The organism is Paenibacillus sp. GCM10023250, from assembly GCF_042653205.1.
GTDB lineage: Bacteria > Bacillota > Bacilli > Paenibacillales > Paenibacillaceae > Paenibacillus_Z.
Map to the genome: position 1 here is coordinate 1 of NZ_JBHSHY010000028.1, position 24,639 is coordinate 24,639.

A 24,639-nucleotide genomic window follows, 5' to 3' on the forward strand; every position below is an offset into this window, starting at 1 on the left:
CGCGGCGGCTTTGCGCCGGCGGGCGCGGCGGCTTTGCGCCGGCGGGCGCGGCGGCTTTGCGCCGGCGGCGCGGCGGGCTCGCGGCAGGCTGTGGCCAACACCGCTCGACCCAGCGCTTCGATTCGGTAGGCCACGCCTCCCGCCATCGCGCATGCGGCACCGCATGGATTCGCCGCACGGCGGACCCGGGAAGCGGATCCGGGCGCTTGTTCGCCGGATTGCTCCTCAATGCCGGACAGGAGCGCCGCTATCGCGCGCTTTTCCGGGCCATTTCCGATCGTGCGGCCACACGCTCCGCTATTTGCGATTTCAGGGCTCAATATTGGCGCAATTACGGTCAATAACGGCTCTCATGGCCGCCAAATGCCGAAATCACGCTAATAAGCCGAAATAGCGGATCTCCTGTCCGCGAAAAAATCGCTGGCGTGATTAAGACCGACCATAGCCGAGGTATCGCGCCCGGCTCACAGCCGGCCACATCCTACCCGGCACGCGGCTGGACGCATCGTGCCAGCTCGCGCCAAAGATGCGCCTATCGCGCCCGTCGCGGCTCACTGCTTTCCGTGCCGAGAAGGCCGGCCGCTCGCGGCCGCCCTGTCCCGCCGCCGTCTCAACCGGCAGGCGTGCCCTTCTTGACGCCGGCGAGCAGCTTCTGGATATGCGCTTCGAATTTCTGCGGCTTCGTCGCGGGCGAGTAGCGTTTCACGACGCGGCCCTCCGTGTCTACGAGGAACTTCGTGAAGTTCCACTTGATGGATGAGCCGAAGAAGCCCGGCGCTTCCTGCTTCAAGTAGCGATACAACGGGTCCGCGTCCTCGCCGTTGACATCGATTTTGCCGAGCAGCGGGAACGTCACGCCGAAATTGATCTGACACGTCTCCTGCATCTCGCTGTCCTGTACCGGCTCCTGCTCGCGGAACTGGTTGCAGGGGAAGCCAAGCACGGTCAGCCCCTGCTCCCGGTACTTTTGGTGCAGCTCCTCAAGCCCCCGAAACTGCGGAGCAAGACCGCATTTCGTCGCAGTGTTGACGATCAGCAGCACCCGGCCGCGGTAATCGGCCAGCGGCATCGCTTCGCCGCGGGACGTCTTGACCGTGAAATCGTATACGTTCATCACGCATCACCTCGTTTAATTTTATACAATGTTATTTTAAACAATTCAAAACCGTTTGAAAAGCGGGAATTTCTCCGCGCGCCTTCCTTCGCGGATGGACGCCTCGGACGGTAATCGAAAAGGAGCGCCATCCGCAAGGACGCCGCTCCTAATTATGATGCCTCACACTATCGTATGCCAACCGTCTGCAGCTTATCGGCCTGCAGGTTACGCCGCCAGCCCCGCCGGCTGCTCGAACGCGAAGAGCTTGCCCTTCGCCTGCACGATGACCATCGCGCCAGCCTTCAGCGTCGGCCCGGTCACCTGCGCCTCTGTCCGTGCCCGCAGCAGCGTCCGTCCCGAGGCGAGGTCGACGACCGTCACCACGCCGTCCGTCTGGGCGACGTACAGGCCATGGCCGATGAGATCGAAGCGCGCGATCGGCTTCTCGAGCCCCGCGTTGTACGAGAGGCGCGCGCGGTCCGCCGTCTTCACGCCGTAGACGCCTTCCCCGTCGGAGAACAGCAGCCGCCCGTCGTACGGGCCGCCCGCGTATCGCAATCCTTTCGCCTGATTCGCGACGTAAACGTCGGGCCGGACCTTCGACGGGTCCGCGTTCAGGGGGTAGCGGTACACGACATGGCCGTAGGCGACGAAGACGTCGTCTCCCTGCAGCAGCAGCTGCCCCGGACCGTAATACACCACGGACGCCGGATTGACGCCTTCCGGGTTATACACACGGGTCTTGACGATCTTGCCGGTCGCGAGGTCGATGGCGTCCAGCGTCGTGAGCAGCGCGTGGTCCATGATCGTCTGCTCCCGCGCGGCGTACGCGATCCCGCCGCGCACCTCGATCGGCAGGCTTTCGTTCGCCAACTGCCACGCCTGCTTGCCGCTGCGGACGTCAATGGCGTGCAGCACATAGGAACTGTACGCGCCCGAATCGACGCTCGACGCCAAGAGGTAATGCCCCGCGAACCGCAGCTCGCCGTAGAAGTTCCCTTGCGTCCACAGGAAGGCGCCGTCGGCGAGCCGGAACGCCGTCACCTGTGCGCCCTGCACGTACAGCTGTCCGCCGTTTGCGTACAGCTTCCGAGCGTCCGGCACAAGCTTGCTCGCCGTCCAGACCGTTTTGCCGGTCTTGGCATCCAGCTCGACCGCCCGGCCGTCCGCGGACATGGCGAACACGCGTCCCCCGGAGGTCAGGAGCGGTCCCTTCAGATTCGCGCCGGAAGTCCAAAGCGTCTCGCCCGTGCCGGCCATAACCGCCGTCAGCTTTCCGCGTTCCAGGAAAAACACGCGCTGGCCGTCCGTCACGGCCGTCCCGCTGCCAGGCATCTCCCGGTCGCCCGGGTTATCGACGGCATGCGTCCAGGAGATGGTTGCTTCCGGCGCCTCAGCCGCGCCGGCGGCATCTCCCCGGCCGGACGAGGCATGTCCGCCCGCGCCGTCCGCCAGCACGGTCGTCGCGCTCCCCAAGATCGTTAACGCTAGCACGACCGAAGCCAGCTTCATCAGCCGCATGGCCGGCACCCCCTCTCCGTTCAAGTTGTCCACTAGACGGCTCCCTCGCGCGAAAGGTTTCGCTTTGGGTGTAATTACCTTCATTTTGCACAAATACGTCGACGCCCCGGCGGCCGTCAGACGTTCAGCTGCGCACGCATCGTTTTGCGGTACTCGCTCGGGCTCGAACCCGTGTACTGCTTGAACATCTTGGAGAATTGGTACAACGAGCTGCCAACCCGCTCGGCCGCCTCGGAGACGGACATGTTCGTCTGCACCATCCACTCCTTCGCCATTTCCATCCGCCGCTGGTTCATGTACTGCATCGGCGAACGCCCGGTCGCGGATTTGAAGAACCGGATGAAATAATTCGGATGGAAATGCGCCAGCTCCGCCAGCTGCTCGAGCGTCACGTCGTCCGCCAGGTGATGGTCGATGAAATCCAGCACGCGGCTGACCTTGTCCACGTGGCCGCCGGCCGGCTTGCGCAGGCTCGCGCCCCCGCCCTGCTCCAGAAATTCGCACAGCAGCTCCTGCAGCAGCAGCTTCGACCGCAAATTCGACGTCATCTCGCCGCCGCGAAAATGACGTACCAGCTCGCCGAACGCGCGCGCCGTCGCCGCGGGATCCGCGGCCGTGACGCAGCTCGGCGTCTCGAGCAGCTCGAACAGCTCCTGATCGCCGGATCGGGCGTTGAAATGACATAAATATTGCGGGAACTCGCGGTTGTCTACCGTCCGGACCGACAACGTCGTCCCGGCGGGCAGCACGACGAGCTGACCGGCCTGCGGATACAGCTCCTCTTCCCCGATTTTCAGATGCGCGCCTTCGCCCAAAAAATAATAAAGCCGGTTGAAGTCCGATAACACGTCCGATTGACGCCAGCTCGCCGCACTGTGAAAGTACGCGGCCTCCGATATATGCAGCTGCATGTTCGCGATATAGTTGCTAATGGCTTCCGTTTGCATGATTACCCTTCCCGTCCCCGTCCTATTGCCCCGAAGCGCCGCCGCGTCAACGGCCGGCGAGCCTCAGCTCGCCGCGCTTGCCGTCCCACACCGCCCGTACGCCCAGCTGCCTCAGCAGCCCCGCCGGAATCATCGAGACCCCGGAGAAGCTCCGCCGCACGGGCGCCAGCTCGACCGGCTTGCCGTCGATGGTGCCGCCGCCCTGCGCGAGCACCGCCGTCGAGCCGCCGTACGTCAGCGTCGTCGCGTAATCCGGCGCGACCGCGAAGCTGCCGCCCAGCGCTTGCAGGACTTCCCGCATCGGGACCGAGACATTGCCGTCGTCGATTCGGGCCGGGAACGGAGATAGGAGCCGTTTGCCGTTCACGTAGACGTCGATCGCCGGCTGAATGGGCGTCGGCGCGTACTGCATCCCGTCGCCGGACGGCCGGACGCTGCCCGTCTCGTTCCAATTGTCCGCGCCCCAGCCCCAGACGCGGCCTTTGGCGTCCAACGCGAGGTCATGGTACCCTCCCGACGCAATCGAGACGATCCCGGAAAGCCCCTTGACCCGGCCTACTTGCCCGTTCGGGCCTTTGCCGAACGTCCACACCTCGCCGTACTCGGTCAGCAGGAGGCCGTATCCGCCGGCCTGCACTTCCTTCGCCTTCAGCTGCGGATACAGCCGCGCCGGCTTGCCGTCGACGCGCGCCGCTTTGCCCTCGCGATGGAACGCGGACAGGTCCAGCTTCCACGTCCACGCGCCGCCGATGCGGTCCACGCCGTACAGCCGGCCGTAATTCGCTTGTGCCGACAGCTGCTTCATGGCCGGCAGTCCCGCCAGCTTGAACGGCGGCGCGAGCGCCGCGCCGCCGTTCGCGTCCCGGCGCACGCCGAGCCCCCATACGCCGCCGGACGCATCGAGCGCGAACGCCAGATCGCCGCAGGCGATCAGATTCGTCCATTTGTACGTGCCGGGCACGGCGGTTACGGCCGTCTTGCCGTCGGCGCCGGCATGCGACCAGGTTAGCAGCCGGCCGTCGCCGGTTAGGGCGATGCCGGTTCCCGCTTCCACGGCGGTCACGGCCGTGACATTGGCGAGACCCGGCACCTGCACCGGCAGCGTCGAAGCCCGCGGCGTCGGCTTCAAGCCGGGCACGGAGCCCCATTCCCAGACGGTGCCGTCCGCCTTAAGGGCGACGTTCATGCCGCTGCCGTTCGTCGCGATGGCGGCAATGCCGGACAAATTCGGCAGCCGGACCGGCGCCGCGATGCTCGTCACCGCGTTTTGCGCGAGCACGCCGATTTCGCCGAACAGGTTGCGGCCCCACGACCAGACGGTGCCGTCCGCGCGAAGGGCGGCGGAATAGTAGCTGCCGGCGATGATTTGGCTGAACGCCTTGCCGGCGGCGGGCGCTTGGGCCGGCGCTTGGGCCTGTGCGGGCGCTTGGGCCAGCGGGGCCGCTTGGAGCGGCTGCGCTGCGGATACGGGTGCCGCAGCGACGGCGCCCGACAGCGTCGCCGCCCCGAGCGCGGCCGAGAGCAATGTAGTATAACGATAGGCCATGTGCAGGCGCTCCTTTCGGTAGGTGAACCATCTTTTACACGTTGACGGCGAAGCCAGGAAAAAGGTTGCATGTCTTTCGCCATCCCGCGGCCATGCAGCGATTTGGCACCAACAAAAAGAAGCCCGCGGCGGCTGCGCCGGGGCCTCAAGGCCCGGAATCGCAACCGCCGCGGACTTCGCGGCGCCCCGTCTAGACGGGTTCCTGATTATTAAAATATTGGCACATCAGCAGCGGATTGCCGTCGCAATCCCGAAACGTGAACGCCGAATGAGAGCCATGGCGCGCGAGCGGGCCGACAGTCACGCCGCGGTCTTGCAGCATGCCCCGCGCCGCCTCGATATCATGCGTATCGAACGCGAAAGCCGCGCGTGGCGCCGGCTGCGCGGCTTCGTCCTTGAACAGGTGCATGACGTATTCCCCGCCGAGGCCGAGCTCGACGAAATCGTTCTTGCCGTATCCTCGCAGCTCGAGGCCGAGCTTCTCGCAGTACCAGGCGCTCGCGCGGTCCAAATCCCGGACGTACTGCATCACGCCGAACAATTCCCGCTTCACTAGCGGCTTCATAGGCGATCCCCTCGCTTTCTGCGACCGGTCGCGGGTCGCGCACAAGGCTCCTTCCCCGTATCGCCGCGATGCTACGCGTGCTTCTGCGAATCTGGCACGAGGCCGTGCAGCAGCTTCACCGCTTTGGCCGTGCCCGCCTTCTGCTCTTCCTGCCCCTCGTACTCGACGCTCAGCCAGCCCGTGTAGCCGATGCCCTCAAGCCGCGCGACGATGTCGGCCGCGCCGGCATCCCCTTCCGTCGGTGCGACACCGACGTAGTGCGCCTGGCCGCTTAGCGTGCGATACGTGCCCGGCGTGCCCTCGGGCACCCGCTTGAAATCCTTCGCGTGCACGTGCGAGATATACGGCCGAAGCTCCTCGAAGGACGGCTCCGGCTCCTGATCCACGAGCAGGAAATTGCCCATGTCGAACGTGCTGCGCAGCGCCGGCGAGTCCACCTGCCGGATCAGCTCCAGCACCTGCTCGCTCCGGCCGGCGAACACGCCGTGATTTTCGAGGCACAGGACGATGTCCCGGCTCTGCGCGTAAGCCGCGGCTGCCGTCAGCCCCTCGGCGATCCAGGTCTTGCCTTGGTCGTAGCCAATGCCGTCCTTGACGTCGCCGGCAAACACCCGCACGACCCGCGCGCCCAGCAGCGCCGCCATGTCGACCGAGTGCTTAATATCCGCGAGCGCGGCCTCGCGCTCCGCCTCCGACGGCCGGACGAAGTCGTTGCACGCCCCGAAGCAGGCCAGCGCAAGCCCCGTCCGGGCCAGCGCCTCGCGTACCGCCGGAACGTCGGTCTCGTCGTTCCAGAAGATGCTCAGCAGCTCGACGCCCTGCGCCCCGACGCTTGCCGCGTAGTCGATAAAGTCGGCATTGGTCCACGTGCCGTCCTGCAAATATTTATGGCAGCTCCATACGCTAATCGCGATTTTCATAGCCGCGTTCCCGCCTCTCCGGGCACCTTACCGGTACCGTTTAATGAATTCCACCGCTTTGCGGATATCCTGCTCCGGCTTGTCGCCGACCTCGCGCTCGATCGTCAGGTAGCCGCCGTAGCCGATCTCCTGCAGCGCCTTAAAATACGCGCCGAAATCAACGTCGCCCTCGCCGAGCGGCAGCTCCGCGAAATCCGGGCCGCCCGACGCCATCGCCGCGATCTGCTCGTGCGACATGCCCTCGTAGCCGAGGAAGCCGTACACCTCGCGCGGATCGACGGCACGCATCCGGCGGCCGTCCTTCACGTGCGTGTGCACGATGTAGTCCTTCAGCGTGTAGACGCCCTGCACGGGGTCGTCTCCGGTCACCATGACCATGTTCGCCGGGTCGAAATTGACCGATACGCCGTTCGTGCTCAGCGTGTCGAGGAACCGCTTCAGATGCGCCGCCGGCTCCGGTCCCGTCTCGATCGCGAAGTACGCGTTCATACTCTTCGCGTATTGGCCCAGCTCCTCGCAGGCGCTTTGCATGGCCGCGTAGACCGCGCCCTGCTCGTCCTCCGGCACGATGCCGATGTGCGTCGTGACGATCGGGGTGCCGAGCTCCACCGCGAGATCGAGAATCCGTTTCGACTTCTCGACCTTAAGCGGATTCGCCGCCGCGTCCTGGAAGCCGTGGCCGCCGAGGTCGCCGCACAGCGCCGAGATCTCGAGCCCCAAGTCCGCGATGAAGCCGCGCAGCTCCCGGCGTGCCGCCTGATCCAAGTGCGCCGGGTCCATCTCGCCGGACACCGCGTAGATTTGCACGCCTTCCGAGCCGACGTCCTTCGCCTTGCGCAGTCCTTCGCGCACGCCGACATTGAAGCTGTCGACGATGACGCCGATTTTATTAGTAAGCGGATTCGCCATGTCCATCTTCCTTTCGTCTCTTCGCAAATTACCCGCGCCGCGCCGGGCGGAAGCGAGCCATCTTCCCCGCGGCCGCTCCCGGCGCGCCGCTTGCCCGGCTGCCGGCCGGGCAGCCGGCAATGATACAACCGAACTTAGTCGAACCGAATCTCCCGGCCGGACGCCGCCGATTCGTACACCGCGCTCAGCATGCGCGTCACTTCCAGGCCGTCCTCCACGGGGCTGAGCGTCTCGCAGCGGCCGAGGCTGCTATTGACGAAATGCGCGATTTCCCGGCCGAATGCTTCCGTCGCGTCGAAGCTCGAGTTGTCGATCTGCGGCGTCACGTTGACGATCGTATCGTGCTTCTCCGACATGACGAGGAGCGCCGGCTCGACTTCCGCGCCGCCCTTGTCACCGTACAGCTTGATGTACAGCTCGTCCTTCGCCGCGTGCAGCGTGAAGCTGACGTCGACCATCAGCGACGCGCCGTTCTCGAAGCGGATGACCGCGTTCGCCGCGTCCTCCACGTCGTTGCGCGACGCGTCGTAATCCGCCGCTTTATAGAAGGAGAGGTTCTGGATGTGCGCCCGGTTGCCGAGCCGGTTGTACGTGTTCCCGCTGACGGAGACCACCTTCGGCCGGCCCATCAGGTACCAGCAGATGTCGATGATATGGACGCCGAGGTCGATCAGCGGCCCGCCGCCGGAACGCTCCTTGTCCGAAAACCAGCCGCCGGGATTGCCCAGCCTGCGCAGGCACGAGGCCTTGGCGTAGTAAATCTCGCCCAGCTCGCCCGCGTCGATGAACCGCTTCAGCACGTCGACGCTGCCGGCGTAACGCCGCACGAAGCCGACCTGCAGCACCTTGCCCGAGCGGCGGACCGCCTCCCGCACCCGCTCCGCGTCCTCGACCGTCCGCGTCATCGGCTTCTCGCACAAGACGTGCTTGCCCGCCTCCAGCGCGGCGATGCTGATCTCCGCGTGGGTGTTGTTCCACGTGCAGACGCTGACCGCGTCGATGCCAGGATCGGCCAGCAGCTCCCGGTAATCCGTGTACGTCCGCGCCGCGCCGTACTTGTCCGCCGCCGCTTGGGCGCGCTCCCCGTTCAAGTCGCAGATCGCCGCGATCTCCGCGTCCGGACACCGCTTGTACGCTTCCAAATGCAACCCCGAAATCGATCCCGCGCCGATGACGCCCACGCGCAGCTTGCCGTTCTCCGTCGCCATGATTAAAGGCTCCCTTCCCCTCCGGCCCTTCGCCGGCTATAATGGCCTTGCAAGATATTAGCATGACTATACTAATTAAACCTTTCTCTACCTTACCATGTCTTTTCCAACGGGAGAATGCACATTATGCCAACCTACATGGATAATATGATCAGCCCGCTGCCCATCCGGCTGTTCGGCGGCGTCATCGATTTGAAGAAGCTGCGCGTGCAGTCGCTCGTCATCCACGGCGCCGGCCATTTGCCCGGCCGCATCCAGCGGCGGACCGACGCCCGGTTCGAGCATTGGGCGTTCGTCTATATCGGCGGAGGGCGCGGCTATTACCAGGCGGGGAGCGGCCCGCGGCAGTCCGTGGAGGCCGGCTCGCTGTTCTGCCTGTACCCCGGCGAGACGTTCCAATACGGTCCGGAGGAAGGCGGCTTCTGGGACGAATACTACTTCTCGCTCGAGGGCGCGCGCGTTCAGGAATGGCTGGCCGGCTGGTACGGGGAGCCGGAGATCGTCAGGCCCGTCGGCACCGACGAGAGCTTCTTCGGCAAAATCGAACTCATCTTCCGGCTGCTCGACAGCGCTGTCCCCGCCAATCAGGACCGCGCCGCCCTCGCGCTGGAAGCGCTGCTCTTCGACATGTCGCTGCGGTACAGCCGGACCGAGACGGACAGCCGCGCCCTGTTCGTCCACCGGCTGCTCGACGATCTCGCCGAGGCCGTCTACGGCAAGCCGAGCGGAGCGGACATCGCCGCCAGGCACCACATCTCCGTCCCGACGCTGCGGCGGATCGTGCACGACTACACCGGCTACCCGCTCGGCGAATTCATGCACCGGCTGAAGGTCGCCGAGGCGAAGAAGCTCCTCTTGAACACCGACCGGACCGTCATGGACATCGCGGGGCTGCTGGGCTACTCCGACATGTTCTATTTCTCCCGGATCTTCAAGAAATTCGCGGACGCAGCGCCGACGGCGTACCGGTCGCAGATGGGACGCTGACGGCGCGCAGGCGAAGGCGGTATAGGGCGTCGAAGGGCGTTGGAACAGGCCGGAATAGGCCGGCAAGCAGCAGCGGGCGTTCATGACGCAAAAAAACCGCCCCTTCGCGGACGAAAGGGCGGTCATGGACGCACGCGGCGGATAGCGGACGTTAGTCCCGCTCCACCAGATTGCGCTGCAAGTAGTGCTCCAGCGCGTTGGTAATCTCGAATACCGTATGCGCGAGATCGTAATTCTCGAAGGCGTGCTCGCAGCTCGGCTGGTAGGCGATCGCCGACTCGTACTGGTTCATGCGCGCCTGCACGATGCCGGGCGCTAGTCCTGATTCCTTCAGGCGCTCCTCTACCGTGCGCCTGTCCGCGTAAATGAAAAGCCGGACGAGCCGGTCGCCGTACTGCTCCTTCAGCAGCTGCGCGCCTTCGGGATTGACGATCAGATAGATGCTGCCGCCCATGCCCAGGCGCTGCTCGATGTCGATGCCGCGCAGGCCGTAGCGGTTCCCGTTCAAGGCGATGCTCTCGATGAAATCGCCCGAGCTCTCGAGCTGCTCGTAAAGCTCGGGGGTAATGAAATGGTAATCCTGGCCGTTTACTTCGCCCGGCCGCGGCTTGCGCGTCGCGTACGAAAGCACCTTGGCGATGCCGAGCGTCGTGCCGACGCTGTCCGCCACCGTCTTGCGTCCGGAGCCGTCCGGTCCCGTGAATACGAAAATCAGCTTGCGATCCGGTTGATTGTTCATCGTCCCAGCCTCCCTGAAAATCGTTCGATTTGCGTGTCCGCCAATCCGCGTGACTGAACATCCGGCTTTCTTTCCAGCGATTTACATACTCCGATTATAACGTATGCCGCAAAAATCGGGCAATCCGCATTCGCCTTCCGCTTGACGAACCTTGCGGAATCAGTTATAGTAAATAAAAACATATGTTCGCGTTTCACTTACGACGGAAGCACCCGTAAGCAAAGGCATCCTGCCTTTCTTACGGGTTTTTTGCGTTCTGCCGAAGGAATGCGCGGCAAAGGAGGAAAAAATGTTTATGGTAAAGTCTATGAGAATGAGTGCGGTTTCATCCATCCTGCTTGCCCTGCTTGCCCTCGCCCTGCTGATTCCCGGCACGGCTTCCGCGGCTTCGGTCTCGATCTCCAAGACCGCCCAGACGGCGCTGTCCAAGCATATCGCCGCCGCGCCGGCGCCGACGAAGGACAAGCTGAACGCCCAGTACCTCGCCCTGCAGTCGTACCAGGGACAGGAGACGAGTCTGGACGAGCGCTACAAGTCGCTGCACGCCAGCAACGGCCAGCTGCTGGACGCCGTGAACAAGCGGATCAAGGCGATCGACGCCGAGAAGCTGGCCCGGCTCGCCAACGAAGCGAACGCGGCGCGCGAGAAGTACAAGCCGCTGTTCGCGCTCTACACGTCGCTTAACAAGCAAATCGCGGACGCCCGCAAGCTCAAGCTGAAGGAGTTGACCGCCGTCCTCTCGCGCCAGGCGGGGACGGTCAAGATTGCCGTGCAGCTGGCCCGCGAGGAGATCCGGATGCGCGACGACGCGCTGAAGACCGCCAAGGCGTCGACCGCCAAGACGGTCAAGGCGCTGAAAACGAAGCTCGCGGCGATCGACCCGCTGCACGCCCAGACGAAGACCGCGCAATCCGCCGTCTCCGGCATGAAGAAGAACATTCCCGGCGTCGTGAAGACGATGAACGCCTGCGTGAAGAGCGGCTCCTTCGCCGGCACGCTGGAGGCGCTGAACGCGCTCGTCTCGTCGTCCAAGGGCATCGTCGACTATAAGACCCGCATCGTCGGTTACGAGAACAGCGTCACCGCCGTCATCAAGGGCGTCAACGCTCAAATTCCGGCCAAGTAACGCCGCCTCCCGGCCGGGGAGCCAATTCGCGGTCATGCACGGATGGGCAGCCGAATACGCTAGAAGTGGCGTTCTATGGATTCTCCGGCCGATCAAGGGAGGGAAGCGCAATGCAAATCCATGTCGTCCGGGCCGGCCAAACTTTGTGGCGGCTGTCGCGGACATACGGCATTCCGGTGGACGCGATCGCGTCCGCCAACGAGCTGTCGCCCGAGCAGACGCTGGTGATCGGACAGGCTTTGGTCATCCCCATCGCGGGAAGCTACTACTTCGTCGTTCACGGAGACACGCTGGCGTCCGTCGCGGCCCGGTTCGGCACGACCGCCGCCCGGCTCGCCGGCGTCAACGACATTGCTGCAGGCGCGGCGCTCCAAGTCGGGACCAGGCTGTACATTCCGCCGGCGCCGAACCGGAAGGCGTATGTCAACGCGTACCTCGATCCGGGACCGTCGGCGGTATCCGCCGCGCTGACGGAAGCCGCCCGCGACGCGGCGCCTCTGCTGACGTACTTAGCCCCGTCGAGCTTCCGCATCCAGCGGGACGGGACGTTGAAGCCGCCGCCGCTCGGCGATCTCGCGAACATCGCGGCGCGGCGGCGGACCGCGATGATGATGGCTGTCACCAACCTCGAGGACGATCAGTTCAGCGACGAGCTCGGGCATTCGATCCTGAGCGACACCGCGCTGCAGGATAAGCTGATCGCCGATATCGTCGCGACGGCGAAGCGGCTGCGGTTCCTCGACGTCCATTTCGACCTGGAGCATCTTCTTCCGGCGGACCGCGAGGCGTACAATGCGTTTCTACGCAAGGCAGTCGTGCCGATCCACGCCGCGGGCCTGACCATGTCCACGGCGCTTGCGCCGAAGACGAGCGCGGACCAACCGGGCCAGTGGTACGAAGCCCACGATTACCGGGCGCACGGCGAAATCGCCGATTTCGTCGTCATCATGACGTACGAATGGGGCTACAGCGGCGGTCCGCCGATGCCGGTCTCGCCGATCGGCCCCGTCCGCGACGTGCTGAACTATGCGCTGACCGAGATGCCCGCGAACAAGATCCTCATGGGCCAAAACTTATACGGCTACGACTGGACGCTGCCCTATGTTCACGGCGGGCCGTACGCGAAGGCGATCAGCCCGCAGGCGGCCATCTCGCTCGCGCGGCAGCGGAACGCGGAGATTCTGTACGACGCGGAAGCCCAAGCGCCCTACTTTACGTATTGGGACGACAACCGCAAGGAGCACCGCGTCTGGTTCGAGGATGCCCGATCGATCCAGGCCAAGTTCGATCTGCTGAAGGAATTGAAGCTGCGGGGCATCAGCTACTGGAAGCTTGGCCTGAGCTTTCCCCAAAACTGGCTGCTGCTCGAAGACAATTTCTCCGTCGTGAAGCTGCTGCCTTGATGGGTGCCTTGATGGGTGCCTTGATGGGTGCCTATGGGTGCCTTGATGGGTGCCTTGATGGGTGCCTTGATGGGTGCCTTGATGAAGCTTTTAATGAAATAAAGACTCGCGTCCGCAACGAAAGCAGCCGACGCGAGTCTCTTTTTTTGCCGCGCCGCGCTCTCGGCCTGCTTGCCCGGAGGCGCTTCTTCCCGTGGCGCCAACCTCTCGCGCCGCGTCGGCATGCCGTGATCGCACGTCCGCATTCCGTCCGTTTGGACGGCGATGCGGGCTTTTTCGGGTCCGGCAGGCCGCCTTAGGTCGTAGCCGTTCCCCGCCTTAAGGCCAGATGCCAAAACCGCCGCGGGACCGTTTCGGCGATCCCCCGCTCCCTTTAAGATAAGGATATCGATAACACAGCTGCACAAACGCTCGCAAGCAAGCCTTCCACATAAGCACACACCAATAGAAGGAGAGGATTCGCATGAAAAAGCTGTACCGTTCCACGCTGAACCGTAAATTGACCGGACTCGCCGGCGGCATCGGCGATTGGCTTGGGGTCGACCCCACCATCGTCCGGCTGCTGTTTATCGTATCCGGCGTATTCAGCTTGGGCGCCACGCTGCTGGTCTACGTGATCGCCAGCGTGCTGGTGCCGAAAGCGCCGTTCGAAGTCATGACGCCGGATTATCCGTTCCGGTACTACGGTTAACCGCCCGCCGCGCGAAGCATCGCCGGATGATCTGGACGAACGCCTCATAACGAACGCCAAATTAGAACACCTTACCTAGGAGATGAGCGAAATGGGAATTTTGAACCGCCTGTTCAACATGACGCAAGCCGCCGCCAACGAGCTGCTTGACAAGCTGGAAGATCCAACCATGATGATGAACCAGTACGTGCGCCGCATGCAGGAGGAGATCGCGAACGCGCAGCATGAGCTGCTGAAGCAGGAGGCGCTCGCCAAGGGCGTGCAGCAGCAGGCGCAGGAAGCGGCCATCCTGGCGGAGCAAAGCGAAGCCCGCGCGCTGGACGCGATGAAGGCCGGACAGGAAGCCCATGCCCGCGAGGCGCTGACGGCGAAGCTGCATTACGAGGAGAAAGCAAGGGAATATGGCGCATGGCACGAGAACGCCAAACGCCAAATCGCCGAGCTGACGATCCGGCTGGAATCGGCCAAAGCCGAGCTGCCGCAGCTGCTGAAGAAGCGCGACGAGCTGGTCAACCGCCTGCAGCAAGCTGCCGCCAAATCGCGCACGTCCATGCCGAGCTTCAGCGTCGGCCCGAACATTCTGGATGGCGGCGGCGCGTCCCGCGGCTTCCAGCGCATGGAGGAGAAGATCGCGCAATGGGAAGCCCATATCGAAGCGTCCCGCGGTCCGTACGGCTCGCAAGGCTACGGCGCTTACGGCAGCGGCTCGACGTATGCCGGCATGCCGGGCGCGTCCAAGCCCTCGCTCGTCGACGAGCAGCTGGAGCAGCTCCGCAAGAAGCTGCCGACGGACGGCGAGTAATGCGTGCGCCATGCGCCGACGTTTGAGCAAAGAGCCCGGTCCCGTTCAACCGAACGGAACCGGGCTTTTTGACTATCGCTTTGCTGTCGGCACCGGCCATGCCGGCCGTGCCTTCCGCGCTACACTAGGAAGAACCCTTCCTCGTGCAAATACTGCTCCGCTTCCTCGTACGTTTCCAGCACCATTTCCAGGTTCGCGCCGGCATATACGTACCAGAGGTCGTCCTCGTGCTTCAAGGTGAGCGTCTGCTTGCCCGCGCCGTGCCATACCGTCGCGTTCGCCTTGCCGCCGCGCGCGGAGGCCGCCTGCTTGCGGGACGGCAGAGCCGGTTCGGGCTCGCGGACCGACAAGGAGCGGATCGATTCCGCCACGAGCTTGCGCAGCGCGGCCTCGTCGAAATCACGGACGTTCACGAAGCCCTTATCGTCCGTCTCGTAGCCGGTCAGCAGGCCGGCGAAGATGAAGCCGTTGCCGTTGGGATGCAGGTGGAAGGCCACGTTCTTCTTATCGTAGAGACTCTCCTCGTACTGATAGTTGACGCGTCCGAGCGACACGTCCTTCCGGCTGAGCTCGGGGAAGGACTCCATAATCGAAAGCTTCTGTTCGAAACTAAGCATAATCGCCTCCGGAATAACGGGAATAGAATTGCCTGTGATTATACCACAGCCGCCTTCGCAAGGCCAAAAACTGCCGTTCCGGTACAACGCGTTCTGTCGTACCGGCTGTTCTACACTATAGCTGCGCCAATCATCACGAGCCTTGCCGTTTGGGCATCGCGGGTGGTGGAATAGGCTTATCGGAATGCGTTTGCAAGAAAGGGTTGGTTCCATGAGCCATTTGCACCCGATCAGATGGTTCGACGGTCAGATCAGAGAAGGCCGGTACCGAGCAGCACAAGCGCTCACGGAGCGGTTCGAAATCTCGAGTCGCCAGGCGCCGCGCGACGTCGAGTACTTGGCCTATTCTTTATCAGCCCCCTTGCTTTACGTGGCGAAGCACCGCGGGTATTGCTGCGAGGATAAAACATACGCGCTTCCGCTTCTATATATGACGGATGAGGAGCAGAAGATTTTGAACGATTTATCACAACCCTACAGGAAGTACGATTACGACGGCGCCGCCTCCCTCAACCGGGTCGCCGGCCTGCTGGACCGCTTCGCGCTGGACGGCGGGGAGGGCGAGGTGCAGCGCCGGTGTTCGAAGCGCGGCCGCTGCGTGTATTTTCCCGAATCGGGGTATAGTATAGGAGGCAGCTGGAAAAATCGCGCTCCACATCACGCAGAAAGGCGGGGTTCGCCTATGAAGAAGCGAAACCGGGAGGGATACAGCGAAATGTACAACGAAACCTCGAACACCGTTGCCGGCATCAACACGCCGAAGGACCATGAAGGCTGCGGACCGATCGATATGGTTAGCGATGCGATCGAAGCGATCGTCGACAATGTCCAGCATACGTTCGACCACGGCGGCCGGCGCGACGAACATAGCGCTCTCGACGGCGAGACGGACGCGTACGACCACCACGAGCACATACAGCGGCATCAGCGCCATGACCGGCATTCCTATTGACCGGTACGCGCCGGCACGCAACTAAATCGCCCTCCGCTTAGGCCGAAGACCGGCCAAGGGAGAGGCGATTTTTCTTTTCGACTCTACATTATTCGCCGGGCGGCAGCGCGTTTCATGCCTGCCGCCCCAGACCGCGAAGCCGAGGCGCGAGGCCCGAGGCGCGGCGGCCCCAGCCGCGAGGTTGACCGAGCTCGGCCGAGCGGCGACTGGCACAACCGCGTTAAGCCTCCTCGTGCTGCGGCACCTCGCCCGCGCCGCCGGCCGCCGGACCGTTCAGCCCGAGCGATTCCGCCGCCCGCTCCATGTCCGCGATCAAATCCTGCGGACTCTCGAGGCCGACGTATAAGCGGACGATGCTGCCGTCCTCCGGCGCTTGACCGGCTAAATTGACGGTCACGAGACTCTCGAAGCCGCCCCAGCTCACGCCGATCTTGAAATACCGCAGCCGGTTCGCCCACTCCTTCATGACCGCCGGCGGCCGGCTCGTCAGGAACGAGAACAGGCTGCCGTAGCCCGCCATCTGGGTGCGCCCCAGCTCATGCTGCGGGTGCGACGGAAGGCCGGGATGATTCACCCGCTGCACGAACGGCAGCGAGCGGACATGCTCCGCGACGGTCAGGCCGCTCGCCTCGTGCCGCTGCATGCGCAGCGGCAGCGTCCGCAGCCCCTTGGCGGCGAGCGCCGCGGTTTGCGGCGTCATGATCGAGCCGAGCAGCATGTACTCGTGGTTGCCGATCGCGTCGACCAGCTCCCGAGAGCCCATAATGACGCCGCCGACGCAATCGCTGTGGCCGGCGATATACTTGGTGATGGAATGCACGACGAGATCGACGCCGAGCGCGAGCGGATTCTGGTACATCGGCGTCGCCCACGTATTGTCGATAATCGTCCGGGCGCCGATGCTGCGCGCGAGCGCCGCGCACTGCCGCAGGTCCTGCAGCTCGAAGCGCATCGTCGTCGGACTCTCGAGGTAGAACAGCTTCGTGTTCGGCCGCGCGGCTGCGCGCCAATTGTCGACTAGGCTGCCGTCGATGAACGTCGTCTCGACGCCGAACCGCTTCAGGTAGACGAACAGCAGCTCCCGCGTCGGGCCGTACGCCTGATCGACGCAGACGACGTGGTCGCCCTGCCCGACGGAGCCCATGATGGCCGCGGATATCGCGCCCATGCCGGACGCGAAGCATTTCGCCGCCTCCGCTCCCTCCAGCGCGGCGAGCTTCTGCTCCAGCGCCTCGACGGTCGGATTATTTCCTCGGGAATAAACGTGGTTCCGCATCAAATCCTTGAACGCGTCCTCGAACGCCGCGTACGTCTCGAACGCGAACAGGCTGTTCTGATAGAGCGGCACGTGAATCGCGCCGTGATGCCGGGAATCGAAAGGATCGTGAGCCGCTTGCGTGAATTGCCGTTCGAGGCGGCTCTCTCTGTCTTCGTGAGGTCGCTGGTCTTCGTTGTTCATCCTTTTTCGGCTCCTTGTGTCAGACCTTCAACGATGAAGCGCTGCGCGAATGCGAATATGATCACCGTCGGAATGATCGAAAGCACGACGCCGGCGGACATGGAGCCCCAGTCGACGTCGAACTTCAAGATGAAGGAGTTCATCGCGACCGGGAGCGTCTTCAGCTTGTCATCGTCGATGAACATCGCCGCCAGGAACAGTTCGTTCCAGTTTTGCACGAAGGCGAAAATGAACGTCGACGCGATCCCCGGCAGCATGACCGGAATGATGACGCGCAGGAGCGCCGACCAGCGCGAGCAGCCGTCGATCATCGCCGCTTCCTCAAGGCTGGATGGGATCCGCTGAAAAAAGCCGCGCAGCATGATCGTCGAGAACGGAATCAGGCCGACGGTGTACATCAGCACGAGCGAGAACCGGTTGTTCAGCAGGTCCATCTGGCTCATCAGCAGGTACAGCGGCGCCAGGGCGATGAAGCCCGGCAGCATCTGCGTCGCGAAGAACGCCAGCATGATCTGGCCGTGCCCGCGGAACTTGAACCGGGCCAGCACGTACGCGCTCAGCACGGCGATGACGATGACGACCAGCGCCGCCAGGATCGCGACGGCCAAGCTGTTGCCGATGTAGATGTGGAACTTCGAAATTTTGAATATCTTCTCGTAGTTGTCGAATGTGAAGCGCTCCGGCCAATAGCGAAGCGGAAACGAGAAAATGTCCTTCTGCGGCTTGAACGACGTGATGACGATCCAATACAGCGGGAAGATCATCACGACGAGGTAGACCGCCAGGAAACCGATCTTGAACGCCGAGCCGAACCGCTGCTTCATTAGAAGTCACCCACTTTCTCCGCCTTGGTGACGGACAGGAAGAAGATCGTGTACAGCAGCAGGATGGCGATCATGATGACGCCGATGGCCGAGGCCGCCCCGTAGTCGCCGGCGTAAATGATCCGATCCAGCATCAGGGAGGACAGAATATGGGTACTGCCGGCAGGACCGCCGTTGGTCAAGCCGTAGATGATTGTCGGGTCGTTGAAAATCCAGATCGCCCGCAGCAGCGTGGTGGCGATGATCGTCGGCAAGATGTACGGGAGCGTGACGTTCCACAGCTTGCGGATGCCCGTCGCGCCGTCCATGTCGGCCGCCTCGTACAGCTCCGAGGGCACGGACTGCAGCGCGGCGAGCAGCATGATGGCGAAGAACGCGATGCCGTACCAGACGTTGGCGATAATAACGGAGGTCATGGCCCATTTCGGATTCGACAGGAAGCCGATCCGTTCGTGGATGAGGCCGATGCGAAGCAGCAGATCGTTGATGACGCCGATTTGCGAGTTGAACAGCCACTTCCAGATCATGCCGATCAGGAAGCCGGACAACGCCCAGGAATAGAACGCGAAGCCTTGGAAAATGCCTCTGCCCCGGAACGGCTTCTTCAGCAGAAGCGCGAGCGCCAGGCCGAACAGGAATTGAAAGATGAGCGAGCAAAAGACCCAGTAGCCGCTGTTGGTCAGCGCGTGGAGAAATTTCGGATCGCGGAAGGCTGCCTTGAAGTTGGACAGGCCGACGAAATGGACGTTCCGCAAATCGAACAGCTTGTAGTCCTGGAAGGCCATGACGATCCCCTTCAGGAAGGGATAATACGTGAACGCAAGCACGAGCAACAAGGCGGGGAGCAGCCCCGATAGAATAAAAATCCTGTTTTTCATGTTTTCGCACCGCCTTGCTTCTGGAATGTAGTAAGGGCGGCTGCTGCCGCCCTCCCGGAGTCGATTGAACGCGCGCCGCTTACTTGCTGCCTACCTTGGACTTCTGGTCGGTCCAGTACGCGTCCCATTTCTTGAGCGTGTCGTCGAGGGAAACTTGGCCAAGCAGCAGCGCCTGCCCCGATTCCATCTCCGTCTGTCCCCATTGGCCCGTGCCCGGATAGGCGAACGGCGGCTTGTAGTTCACGAACTTGTCCGGTGCGTTGGACATGTCGATCAGCGTTTTGTACGGGCCGGTCTTGAAGAATTCGTCTTCCGTGGCCGAGGTATGAATCGGAATGAGTCCGAAGTCTTTCGAGAATTGCGTGTTCTCGTCCGGGCTGGACAGGAACGAAATCAGCTTCCACGCTTCTTCCTTATGCTTGGAGTTGGCCGCCACGCCCCAGCCCGCTCCGCCTGCGGCGAGCAGCGCCTTGCCCGACGGGCCGGCTTGCAGCGGCGCCGTCGCCCACGTGCCTTCGGCCATCTTCTCCGTCAAGGATTGGATGACGTCCGGATCCTGCAGCAGCATGCCCGTCACGCCGGACGTAAAGGCCTGCACCTGCTCCTGGAAGCCCCAGTTGATGGAGTCCGGCGGCGAAGCGTCCTTATATAATTTGAGGTAAAGTTCCATCGCTTGCTTGGCTTCCGGCGTCGAGAAAATCGTCTTGCCATCCTTCGTGAACATGGAGTCCTCGAGGTTGACGTTGTCGCCGTTGTAGGCCAGGATCATGGCGTCGGTCGTGCCGTTCGAGCCCGCCCCGCCCCGGAAGGAGAAGCCGTACCGGTTTTGCGACGGATCGGTCAGTTTCTTGGCCGTTTCGTACAGCTCGTCCCACGTAGCCGGCGGGTTCAAGCCTTTCTCTTTGAACCAGTCCGCGCGGTAGAACAGCTGGCGCTCGTAGAGGCCGTTCGGGATGAAGTACAGCTTGTCCCCGATGGAGCCGACCGATTTCGATATCGCGCTGACGGACGCGTAGTCCGGCCACTGGTCGGCGTACGAGTTAAGCGGCTCAACGAACCCGTTGTTCACGAACTCCGCGACGGTCAAATCGCGCACTTCGACGATGTCCAGATCTTCCTTAGCCCCAAGCATCGTTCTGATTTTATTGTCGGCTTGGTCAAATGGGGGCGAGATCAACTCCACTTTGATGTTCGGGTTCGCAGCTTCGAATTTGTCGATGGAAGCCTGAATCAGTTCTGTCCGTTTCGGACTGGTCAAACTTTCAATCATCCGCAGCGTGACTTGCTCGCCGCTGCTTCCGGCGCCGTTGTCGCCGGTCGATTCGTTGTTGCTGCCGCAGCCCGCCAAAAGTCCGGCAGACAAAGCACCGCAGAGCAGTAAAGCCGAGTACTTCTTACGCTTTGCCATATCGATTTCCCCCCATCAGATGTATCATACAGTCATCCTGTCTGATAGGTTTGATTATATTGAAAGCGCTATACGCTGTCAATAAAAAGTTGCGGAATGTTGACGATTTTTGTACTATTTGACGCTTTTCAATTTATTCTCGATGAGATCCATCATCTTGTAAAACTCCTGCATGGCGCCTTCCGTGTTGTGCGTCTTGATGGCGTCGAACATCGTGATGTGATACGGGTACGTGTCGTCGAACAGCTGCTTGTCTCCCAGCGGTTCGTTGAAGAACCGTTCGTACATGACCGAGAAGGAATCCAGCACGCTCTGAAGCACCTGGTTCCCCGTCGCCTTGATCACGAGCTGGTGAAAGGTCAGGTCGATCTGCGACGTGTCGAGACCCGCTTCCTTCTGCCGCTTGTATTCCGCGAGCACCGCTTCGATCTCCGCGATCTGCTTGTCCGTGATCCGCTTGGCCGCCAGCCGGACGGCTTGTCCTTCGAGCGCCCTGCGGACTTCGAGCGTATCCAGCAGGAAGTTGCGCTCCCGCTCGATCTTGACCTTGCCCATGAAGCGGAAGGTGTTGACGTCGCGGACGAAGATGCCTCTGCCGTTCTCTACTTGAATGATGTCCAGCGCCTCCAGGGAGCGCAGCGCTTCGCGCAGCGAGGAACGTCCGACGCCGAACATGTGCGTCATCTCTTCGACGGAGGGAAGTTTGTCGCCTTCGGATAGCTCTTTCTCTTGAATGTAATTCTGGATTTCCTGCGAAACTTGCTCATGCACGAGCACTTTTTGAATTTTTCGCATGATTTCAGCACTCCTCCTCCCAACAGCCTATCAGACAGGTCTAATCGTAATGGAGCCGTATCCAATTGTCAATAAATACTCCCATGGCGTGTAAGGAAGCTTCGGCCCGTCCGGCCAAAGCTTCCCCGCCGCGGGCTACGGCCGCCGCGCGGGTACGACCCGCACGGCGGCGCCTTTGCCGCTCGTTTGGATGCCGGTCTCTCGGCTGCCGCGGCCTTTCAGGTCGGCCAGCAGCCGCTCCAGCAGCGCCTTGGCCTGCTGGCTCTCCTTGCCCTGCGCGCGCACCGTCAGGTCGACGGCAAAGCCGCCGTCCAGCAGCTTCTCCAGCTGCCGCAGCTTCGTCTCGTAGTCATGGTCCTCGATATGCGGCGTGAGCCGGATCTCCTTCGCCTTAAGCGGGCCGTCTAGTCGCTTCTCCGCCTGCTTGCGCGCGGCCGCGTCCTGCTTCGCCGCGCTGCGGCTGATCAGGCGGCACGGCGGCGGACTGCTCAGAAGCGACTCGCAAACGAGGTCGACCTTGTGCTTCTTGGCCAGCGCAAGCGCCTCGTCCCGCGGCACGATGCCGAGGTCCTCGCCGTCCAGGCCGGTCAGCCGCACTTCGGACGCCTTGATCTGTTCGTTCGCGATCACGACGCGCCCGCCTCCTTCGCGAGCCGCTCGACGAGCTGCGGCAGCCAGCCGTCCAACTCGCGGAACGCGAAGCCTTCGGCCCGCGCCTTGGCCGTATCCATGACCCACGGCGCCGGGATGCCGAACGGCGACATGTCTGCCTGCTCCGTCTCGGGCGCGATGCTCGCGCGCTTGCCGGTCGCTTCTTCGATCAGCCGCACGATCGCGCCGGGCGAGATCTCCCCGTTCGAGCAGGCGTTATACGGCCCTTCGGCGTCCGTCCGGCCGAGCCAATCGAGAAATTCCGCCGCTTCGTCGGCCAGAATGAACGACATCGGCACCTCCGGCGCGGGAATGCCGATCGTCCGGCCCTGCAGCACGCGCTCGACGTGAAAATGAAGCCGGCGCGTGTAATCCTCCGTGCCGAGCACGATCGGAAAGCGCGCCGCGGCCACCGGAAACGGCGCCTTCTGCAGCAGCACCGCCTCGACCAGCCGTTTGCCCTCGCCGTAGTCGATGTCGGCCGGGTAGGTCTCGGGCAGCTCGCGGCCGCGCGCGTCGTACATCGCCTCCGTCTTGGCCGGTCCGCCGAACGGATAGACGCTGAGCGACGATGTGACGACGTATTTGCCGATGCGTCCCGCGAACAGCCTCGCCGCTTCCTCCGCCTCCTGCGGCAGGTAGCAGATATTATCGTATACGACGTCGTACGCCGCGTCCCCCAGCGCCTCGCGCAGGGCGGCCGCGTCCCGGCGGTCGGCCTGCAGATGCCGCACGCGGTCCCCGAACGGATTCGGCAGGCCTCCCCTTGTCACGATCGTCACGTCGTCCCCGGCCGCGACCAGCCGTTCGACCAGCTTCCGGCCGAAAAACCGCGTCCCGCCGAGCACCAGTACCTTGCGCATGCGTTCCACTCTCCCTCGTTCGATGTGTGCACTTTATCTTGCCATATTCGGCGCGCGGACGCAAAGTGAAACGTTTACATTTCTTGTTATATCAGCTTGCATCCGGTATGTCGACCACTAATTTCCTCACGCGGATGCCGCTGAGCGAAGGGAAGACGCCGCAGGCGCGACGCGGACTCAGGCGCGACGCCGGAGCGAACGGACGCCGCAGGCGGAGCGGCACGGACACTGGCGCGACGCCGGAGCGAACGGACGCCGCAGGCGCGACGCGGACTCAGGCGCGACGCCGGAGCGAACGGACGCCGCAGGCGCGACGCGGACTCAGGCGCGACGCCGGAGCGAACGGACGCCGCAGGCGGAGCGGCACGGACACTGGCGCGACGCTGGGGTGCCCGTCCGCGCGGCTGTCCGCGGCGCCAAGGCCGCGCGGGCGGACAGGCCGGGCTTCTCAGGCGTCCCTCCGGCGGGGCTGCATCGGCGCCGTCGATTCGCCGGCGACGAGCGCGGCGCCTAGCAGCGTTTTGCGCGGGAGCGGTTCGCCGTCCCGCAGCTTCAGCACGTGCTCGAACGCCAGCGTGCCCATGCCGTGCTGGTTCTGCTTCAGATGCGTCAGCGGGAAGGCGCCGTTGATCTCGGGGCTGTCGAAGCACAGGATCGAGAGCTCGTCCGGCACGGACAGCCCGAGCTCCCGCGCCGCGCGGAACGCCAGCTGCGCGATGTTGTATTCCGTCGCGAAGATCGCCGTAATCTGCTGGTGCCGCTCCAGATGCGCCTTGATCTTCGCGATATCCCGCCGCCGGTTGTCCTCCGCGTTCGCCTGCGGCAGCGAGGAGGCGATGTCCTCGATCCACAGCGCGCGGTCCACCTTGATGCCCTTCTCCGCATGCGCCTGGATGAAGCCCTCGATCCGCTCCTCGATGGCGGTCGTATCCGCCGGCGGCGGCGACAAGAAGGCGATCGACGCATGCCCGAGCCCGAACAAATAATGCGTCCCTTCCTTGGCCGCCTTGACGTTGTCCGTGCTGATCGAGGCGGCGGCCACGCCTTTCAAATGCCGATCGACGAGCACGAGCGGGAACTTCGCGATGACGAGCTTCAGGATCTCCGCGTTGAAATACTCCCCCTGCGCCGGAAACACGATCAGTCCGTCTACGCCGAGCGCGAGCAGTTCCCGGATGGCTTCCTCCTCGAACGCGGGAACGCCGAACGAGCGCCGCAGCACGAGATAGCCGCCGTGCCGCCGGGAAGCCTCCTCCATCCCGTAGATGAGCGCCGTGCCGTAGCTGTCCGCGAAATCGGTGATCACGAGCCCGATCAACGGCTTGCCGTCCTGCCGTGCCGGTCGGCGGCCCCGCGCATGCGGCAGCTGTCCGTCAAAGACGTTGGCAGGCTCCCTCATCGCGGACGGGTCCGCGACGAAGGAGCCGCGGCCGGGCTGACGGACGATGTAGCCCGCGCCCGCCAGCAGCTCCAGCGCCTTCTTGCTCGTGATGCGGCTGACGCCGTGCGCGTCGCCGAGCTCTTTCTCCGAGGGGACGCGGTCCCCGATCTCGTATTGCCCCGCGACGATCGCGCCGCGCAGCGCTTCGAAGATGCGTTCGTACATCGGCTTCGAAGAGGATTCGCTCATTCCGTTGACCTCCAGGCGACAGGCGGCGGAGCCGGCTCGCCGGCCTCCCCGCCCTACGCTATTCTTATATCAATATATGCTTTTCGCATGCCATTTGCCAAG

25 protein-coding genes are annotated in these 24,639 nt (G+C 63.4%); 7 read left to right on the forward strand and 18 right to left on the reverse strand.

The genetic code is table 11. From position 1 onward, the window contains the following. The coding region (locus tag ACFPB1_RS19270) for a hypothetical protein (protein WP_379227740.1) at positions 1-344 on the forward strand (344 nt) is incomplete at its 5' end. A 266-nt stretch (positions 345-610) separates the two neighbouring features. On the opposite strand, the gene ACFPB1_RS19275 is transcribed toward ACFPB1_RS19270, so the two are convergent. The 8 genes from ACFPB1_RS19275 to ACFPB1_RS19310 all read right to left on the reverse strand — a co-directional run bounded on the left by ACFPB1_RS19275 (position 611) and on the right by ACFPB1_RS19310 (position 8,712). Continuing rightward, positions 611-1,114 carry a glutathione peroxidase gene (locus tag ACFPB1_RS19275; protein WP_379227741.1) on the reverse strand — a complete coding sequence of 168 codons (504 nt, stop codon included), beginning with the start codon at positions 1,112-1,114 and terminating at the stop codon, positions 611-613. Between the two features lie 207 nt (positions 1,115-1,321). Further along, positions 1,322-2,650 carry a PQQ-binding-like beta-propeller repeat protein gene (locus ACFPB1_RS19280; RefSeq protein ID WP_379227742.1) on the reverse strand — a complete coding sequence of 443 codons (1,329 nt, stop codon included), beginning with the start codon at positions 2,648-2,650 and terminating at the stop codon, positions 1,322-1,324. Positions 2,651-2,733: 83 nt separating this feature from the next. Further along, positions 2,734-3,564 carry a helix-turn-helix transcriptional regulator gene (locus ACFPB1_RS19285; RefSeq protein WP_379227743.1) on the reverse strand — a complete coding sequence of 277 codons (831 nt, stop codon included), beginning with the start codon at positions 3,562-3,564 and terminating at the stop codon, positions 2,734-2,736. Positions 3,565-3,610: 46 nt separating this feature from the next. Continuing rightward, complete coding sequence (locus ACFPB1_RS19290; RefSeq protein WP_379227744.1) at positions 3,611-5,110, reverse strand: stalk domain-containing protein; 1,500 nt, start codon at positions 5,108-5,110, stop codon at positions 3,611-3,613. Between the two features lie 190 nt (positions 5,111-5,300). After that, positions 5,301-5,675, reverse strand: coding sequence for a VOC family protein (locus tag ACFPB1_RS19295; RefSeq protein WP_379227745.1), 375 nt, complete (start codon positions 5,673-5,675; stop codon positions 5,301-5,303). A 71-nt stretch (positions 5,676-5,746) separates the two neighbouring features. Beyond that, positions 5,747-6,595, reverse strand: coding sequence for a sugar phosphate isomerase/epimerase family protein (locus ACFPB1_RS19300; protein WP_379227746.1), 849 nt, complete (start codon positions 6,593-6,595; stop codon positions 5,747-5,749). Positions 6,596-6,622: 27 nt separating this feature from the next. Beyond that, positions 6,623-7,504 carry a sugar phosphate isomerase/epimerase family protein gene (locus ACFPB1_RS19305; RefSeq protein ID WP_379227747.1) on the reverse strand — a complete coding sequence of 294 codons (882 nt, stop codon included), beginning with the start codon at positions 7,502-7,504 and terminating at the stop codon, positions 6,623-6,625. A gap of 134 nt (positions 7,505-7,638) precedes the next feature. Further along, positions 7,639-8,712 (reverse strand): Gfo/Idh/MocA family protein, encoded by a 1,074-nt coding sequence (locus ACFPB1_RS19310; protein WP_379227748.1) that lies wholly within the window; start codon positions 8,710-8,712, stop codon positions 7,639-7,641. A gap of 126 nt (positions 8,713-8,838) precedes the next feature. On the opposite strand from ACFPB1_RS19310, the gene ACFPB1_RS19315 reads away from it, so the two are divergent. Next, positions 8,839-9,699 (forward strand): helix-turn-helix domain-containing protein, encoded by an 861-nt coding sequence (locus ACFPB1_RS19315; RefSeq protein WP_379227749.1) that lies wholly within the window; start codon positions 8,839-8,841, stop codon positions 9,697-9,699. 151 nt (positions 9,700-9,850) lie between these two features. On the opposite strand, the gene ACFPB1_RS19320 is transcribed toward ACFPB1_RS19315, so the two are convergent. Next, positions 9,851-10,438, reverse strand: coding sequence for a guanylate kinase (locus ACFPB1_RS19320; protein WP_379227750.1), 588 nt, complete (start codon positions 10,436-10,438; stop codon positions 9,851-9,853). A gap of 295 nt (positions 10,439-10,733) precedes the next feature. On the opposite strand from ACFPB1_RS19320, the gene ACFPB1_RS19325 reads away from it, so the two are divergent. The 4 genes from ACFPB1_RS19325 (at position 10,734) to ACFPB1_RS19340 (ending at position 14,460) form a co-directional block, all read left to right on the forward strand. Then, entirely contained in the window at positions 10,734-11,564 is an 831-nt protein-coding gene (locus ACFPB1_RS19325) for a hypothetical protein (RefSeq protein ID WP_379227751.1), read from the forward strand. Between the two features lie 110 nt (positions 11,565-11,674). Then, positions 11,675-12,967, forward strand: coding sequence for a LysM peptidoglycan-binding domain-containing protein (locus ACFPB1_RS19330; RefSeq protein WP_379227752.1), 1,293 nt, complete (start codon positions 11,675-11,677; stop codon positions 12,965-12,967). A gap of 463 nt (positions 12,968-13,430) precedes the next feature. Continuing rightward, the gene (locus tag ACFPB1_RS19335; protein WP_379227753.1) at positions 13,431-13,658 is read left to right on the forward strand and encodes a PspC domain-containing protein; all 228 of its coding nucleotides are present in this window, start codon (positions 13,431-13,433) and stop codon (positions 13,656-13,658) included. Between the two features lie 91 nt (positions 13,659-13,749). After that, positions 13,750-14,460, forward strand: coding sequence for a PspA/IM30 family protein (locus tag ACFPB1_RS19340; protein ID WP_379227754.1), 711 nt, complete (start codon positions 13,750-13,752; stop codon positions 14,458-14,460). A 119-nt stretch (positions 14,461-14,579) separates the two neighbouring features. Here ACFPB1_RS19340 and ACFPB1_RS19345 read toward each other — a convergent pair whose 3' ends face one another. Continuing rightward, the gene (locus tag ACFPB1_RS19345) at positions 14,580-15,077 is read right to left on the reverse strand and encodes a hypothetical protein (protein WP_379227755.1); all 498 of its coding nucleotides are present in this window, start codon (positions 15,075-15,077) and stop codon (positions 14,580-14,582) included. A 682-nt stretch (positions 15,078-15,759) separates the two neighbouring features. Here ACFPB1_RS19345 and ACFPB1_RS19350 point away from each other — a divergent pair. Beyond that, positions 15,760-16,029, forward strand: coding sequence for a hypothetical protein (locus ACFPB1_RS19350; RefSeq protein ID WP_379227756.1), 270 nt, complete (start codon positions 15,760-15,762; stop codon positions 16,027-16,029). A 220-nt stretch (positions 16,030-16,249) separates the two neighbouring features. Here ACFPB1_RS19350 and ACFPB1_RS19355 read toward each other — a convergent pair whose 3' ends face one another. The 8 genes from ACFPB1_RS19355 to ACFPB1_RS19390 form a co-directional block, all read right to left on the reverse strand. Then, positions 16,250-17,488, reverse strand: coding sequence for a trans-sulfuration enzyme family protein (locus ACFPB1_RS19355; RefSeq protein WP_379227757.1), 1,239 nt, complete (start codon positions 17,486-17,488; stop codon positions 16,250-16,252). Then, positions 17,485-18,312 (reverse strand): carbohydrate ABC transporter permease, encoded by an 828-nt coding sequence (locus ACFPB1_RS19360; RefSeq protein WP_379227758.1) that lies wholly within the window; start codon positions 18,310-18,312, stop codon positions 17,485-17,487. Before ACFPB1_RS19360 ends, ACFPB1_RS19355 begins: the two co-directional genes overlap by 4 nt. Then, the gene (locus tag ACFPB1_RS19365) at positions 18,312-19,190 is read right to left on the reverse strand and encodes a carbohydrate ABC transporter permease (protein ID WP_379227759.1); all 879 of its coding nucleotides are present in this window, start codon (positions 19,188-19,190) and stop codon (positions 18,312-18,314) included. Before ACFPB1_RS19365 ends, ACFPB1_RS19360 begins: the two co-directional genes overlap by 1 nt. 79 nt (positions 19,191-19,269) lie before the next feature. Beyond that, positions 19,270-20,598 (reverse strand): ABC transporter substrate-binding protein, encoded by a 1,329-nt coding sequence (locus tag ACFPB1_RS19370; protein ID WP_379227760.1) that lies wholly within the window; start codon positions 20,596-20,598, stop codon positions 19,270-19,272. A gap of 114 nt (positions 20,599-20,712) precedes the next feature. Beyond that, positions 20,713-21,393, reverse strand: coding sequence for a FadR/GntR family transcriptional regulator (locus ACFPB1_RS19375; RefSeq protein ID WP_379227761.1), 681 nt, complete (start codon positions 21,391-21,393; stop codon positions 20,713-20,715). Positions 21,394-21,528: 135 nt separating this feature from the next. Further along, on the reverse strand, positions 21,529-22,023 hold the full coding sequence (infC, locus tag ACFPB1_RS19380; RefSeq protein WP_379227762.1) for a translation initiation factor IF-3: 495 nt from the start codon (positions 22,021-22,023) through the stop codon (positions 21,529-21,531). Next, positions 22,020-22,907, reverse strand: coding sequence for an NAD-dependent epimerase/dehydratase family protein (locus tag ACFPB1_RS19385; RefSeq protein WP_379227763.1), 888 nt, complete (start codon positions 22,905-22,907; stop codon positions 22,020-22,022). The genes infC and ACFPB1_RS19385 overlap by 4 nt, the downstream gene beginning before the upstream one ends. Before the next feature lie 448 nt (positions 22,908-23,355). Then, positions 23,356-24,537 (reverse strand): GntR family transcriptional regulator, encoded by a 1,182-nt coding sequence (locus ACFPB1_RS19390; RefSeq protein WP_379227764.1) that lies wholly within the window; start codon positions 24,535-24,537, stop codon positions 23,356-23,358. Between the last annotated feature and the right edge of the window lie 102 nt (positions 24,538-24,639).

Coding starts and splice junctions, on each gene's coding strand:
- ACFPB1_RS19345 (WP_379227755.1), bottom strand. CDS start 15,077: ATGCTTAGTTTCGAACAGAAGCTTTCGATTATGGAGTCCTTCCCCGAG.
- ACFPB1_RS19315 (WP_379227749.1), top strand. CDS start 8,839: ATGCCAACCTACATGGATAATATGATCAGCCCGCTGCCCATCCGGCTG.
- ACFPB1_RS19285 (WP_379227743.1), bottom strand. CDS start 3,564: ATGCAAACGGAAGCCATTAGCAACTATATCGCGAACATGCAGCTGCAT.
- ACFPB1_RS19365 (WP_379227759.1), bottom strand. CDS start 19,190: ATGAAAAACAGGATTTTTATTCTATCGGGGCTGCTCCCCGCCTTGTTG.
- ACFPB1_RS19370 (WP_379227760.1), bottom strand. CDS start 20,598: ATGGCAAAGCGTAAGAAGTACTCGGCTTTACTGCTCTGCGGTGCTTTG.
- ACFPB1_RS19385 (WP_379227763.1), bottom strand. CDS start 22,907: ATGCGCAAGGTACTGGTGCTCGGCGGGACGCGGTTTTTCGGCCGGAAG.
- ACFPB1_RS19330 (WP_379227752.1), top strand. CDS start 11,675: ATGCAAATCCATGTCGTCCGGGCCGGCCAAACTTTGTGGCGGCTGTCG.
- ACFPB1_RS19360 (WP_379227758.1), bottom strand. CDS start 18,312: ATGAAGCAGCGGTTCGGCTCGGCGTTCAAGATCGGTTTCCTGGCGGTC.
- ACFPB1_RS19350 (WP_379227756.1), top strand. CDS start 15,760: ATGAAGAAGCGAAACCGGGAGGGATACAGCGAAATGTACAACGAAACC.
- ACFPB1_RS19320 (WP_379227750.1), bottom strand. CDS start 10,438: ATGAACAATCAACCGGATCGCAAGCTGATTTTCGTATTCACGGGACCG.
- ACFPB1_RS19305 (WP_379227747.1), bottom strand. CDS start 7,504: ATGGCGAATCCGCTTACTAATAAAATCGGCGTCATCGTCGACAGCTTC.
- ACFPB1_RS19300 (WP_379227746.1), bottom strand. CDS start 6,595: ATGAAAATCGCGATTAGCGTATGGAGCTGCCATAAATATTTGCAGGAC.
- ACFPB1_RS19375 (WP_379227761.1), bottom strand. CDS start 21,393: ATGCGAAAAATTCAAAAAGTGCTCGTGCATGAGCAAGTTTCGCAGGAA.
- ACFPB1_RS19335 (WP_379227753.1), top strand. CDS start 13,431: ATGAAAAAGCTGTACCGTTCCACGCTGAACCGTAAATTGACCGGACTC.
- ACFPB1_RS19325 (WP_379227751.1), top strand. CDS start 10,734: ATGGTAAAGTCTATGAGAATGAGTGCGGTTTCATCCATCCTGCTTGCC.
- ACFPB1_RS19340 (WP_379227754.1), top strand. CDS start 13,750: ATGGGAATTTTGAACCGCCTGTTCAACATGACGCAAGCCGCCGCCAAC.
- ACFPB1_RS19390 (WP_379227764.1), bottom strand. CDS start 24,537: ATGAGCGAATCCTCTTCGAAGCCGATGTACGAACGCATCTTCGAAGCG.
- ACFPB1_RS19295 (WP_379227745.1), bottom strand. CDS start 5,675: ATGAAGCCGCTAGTGAAGCGGGAATTGTTCGGCGTGATGCAGTACGTC.
- ACFPB1_RS19355 (WP_379227757.1), bottom strand. CDS start 17,488: ATGAACAACGAAGACCAGCGACCTCACGAAGACAGAGAGAGCCGCCTC.
- ACFPB1_RS19310 (WP_379227748.1), bottom strand. CDS start 8,712: ATGGCGACGGAGAACGGCAAGCTGCGCGTGGGCGTCATCGGCGCGGGA.
- ACFPB1_RS19275 (WP_379227741.1), bottom strand. CDS start 1,114: ATGAACGTATACGATTTCACGGTCAAGACGTCCCGCGGCGAAGCGATG.
- ACFPB1_RS19290 (WP_379227744.1), bottom strand. CDS start 5,110: ATGGCCTATCGTTATACTACATTGCTCTCGGCCGCGCTCGGGGCGGCG.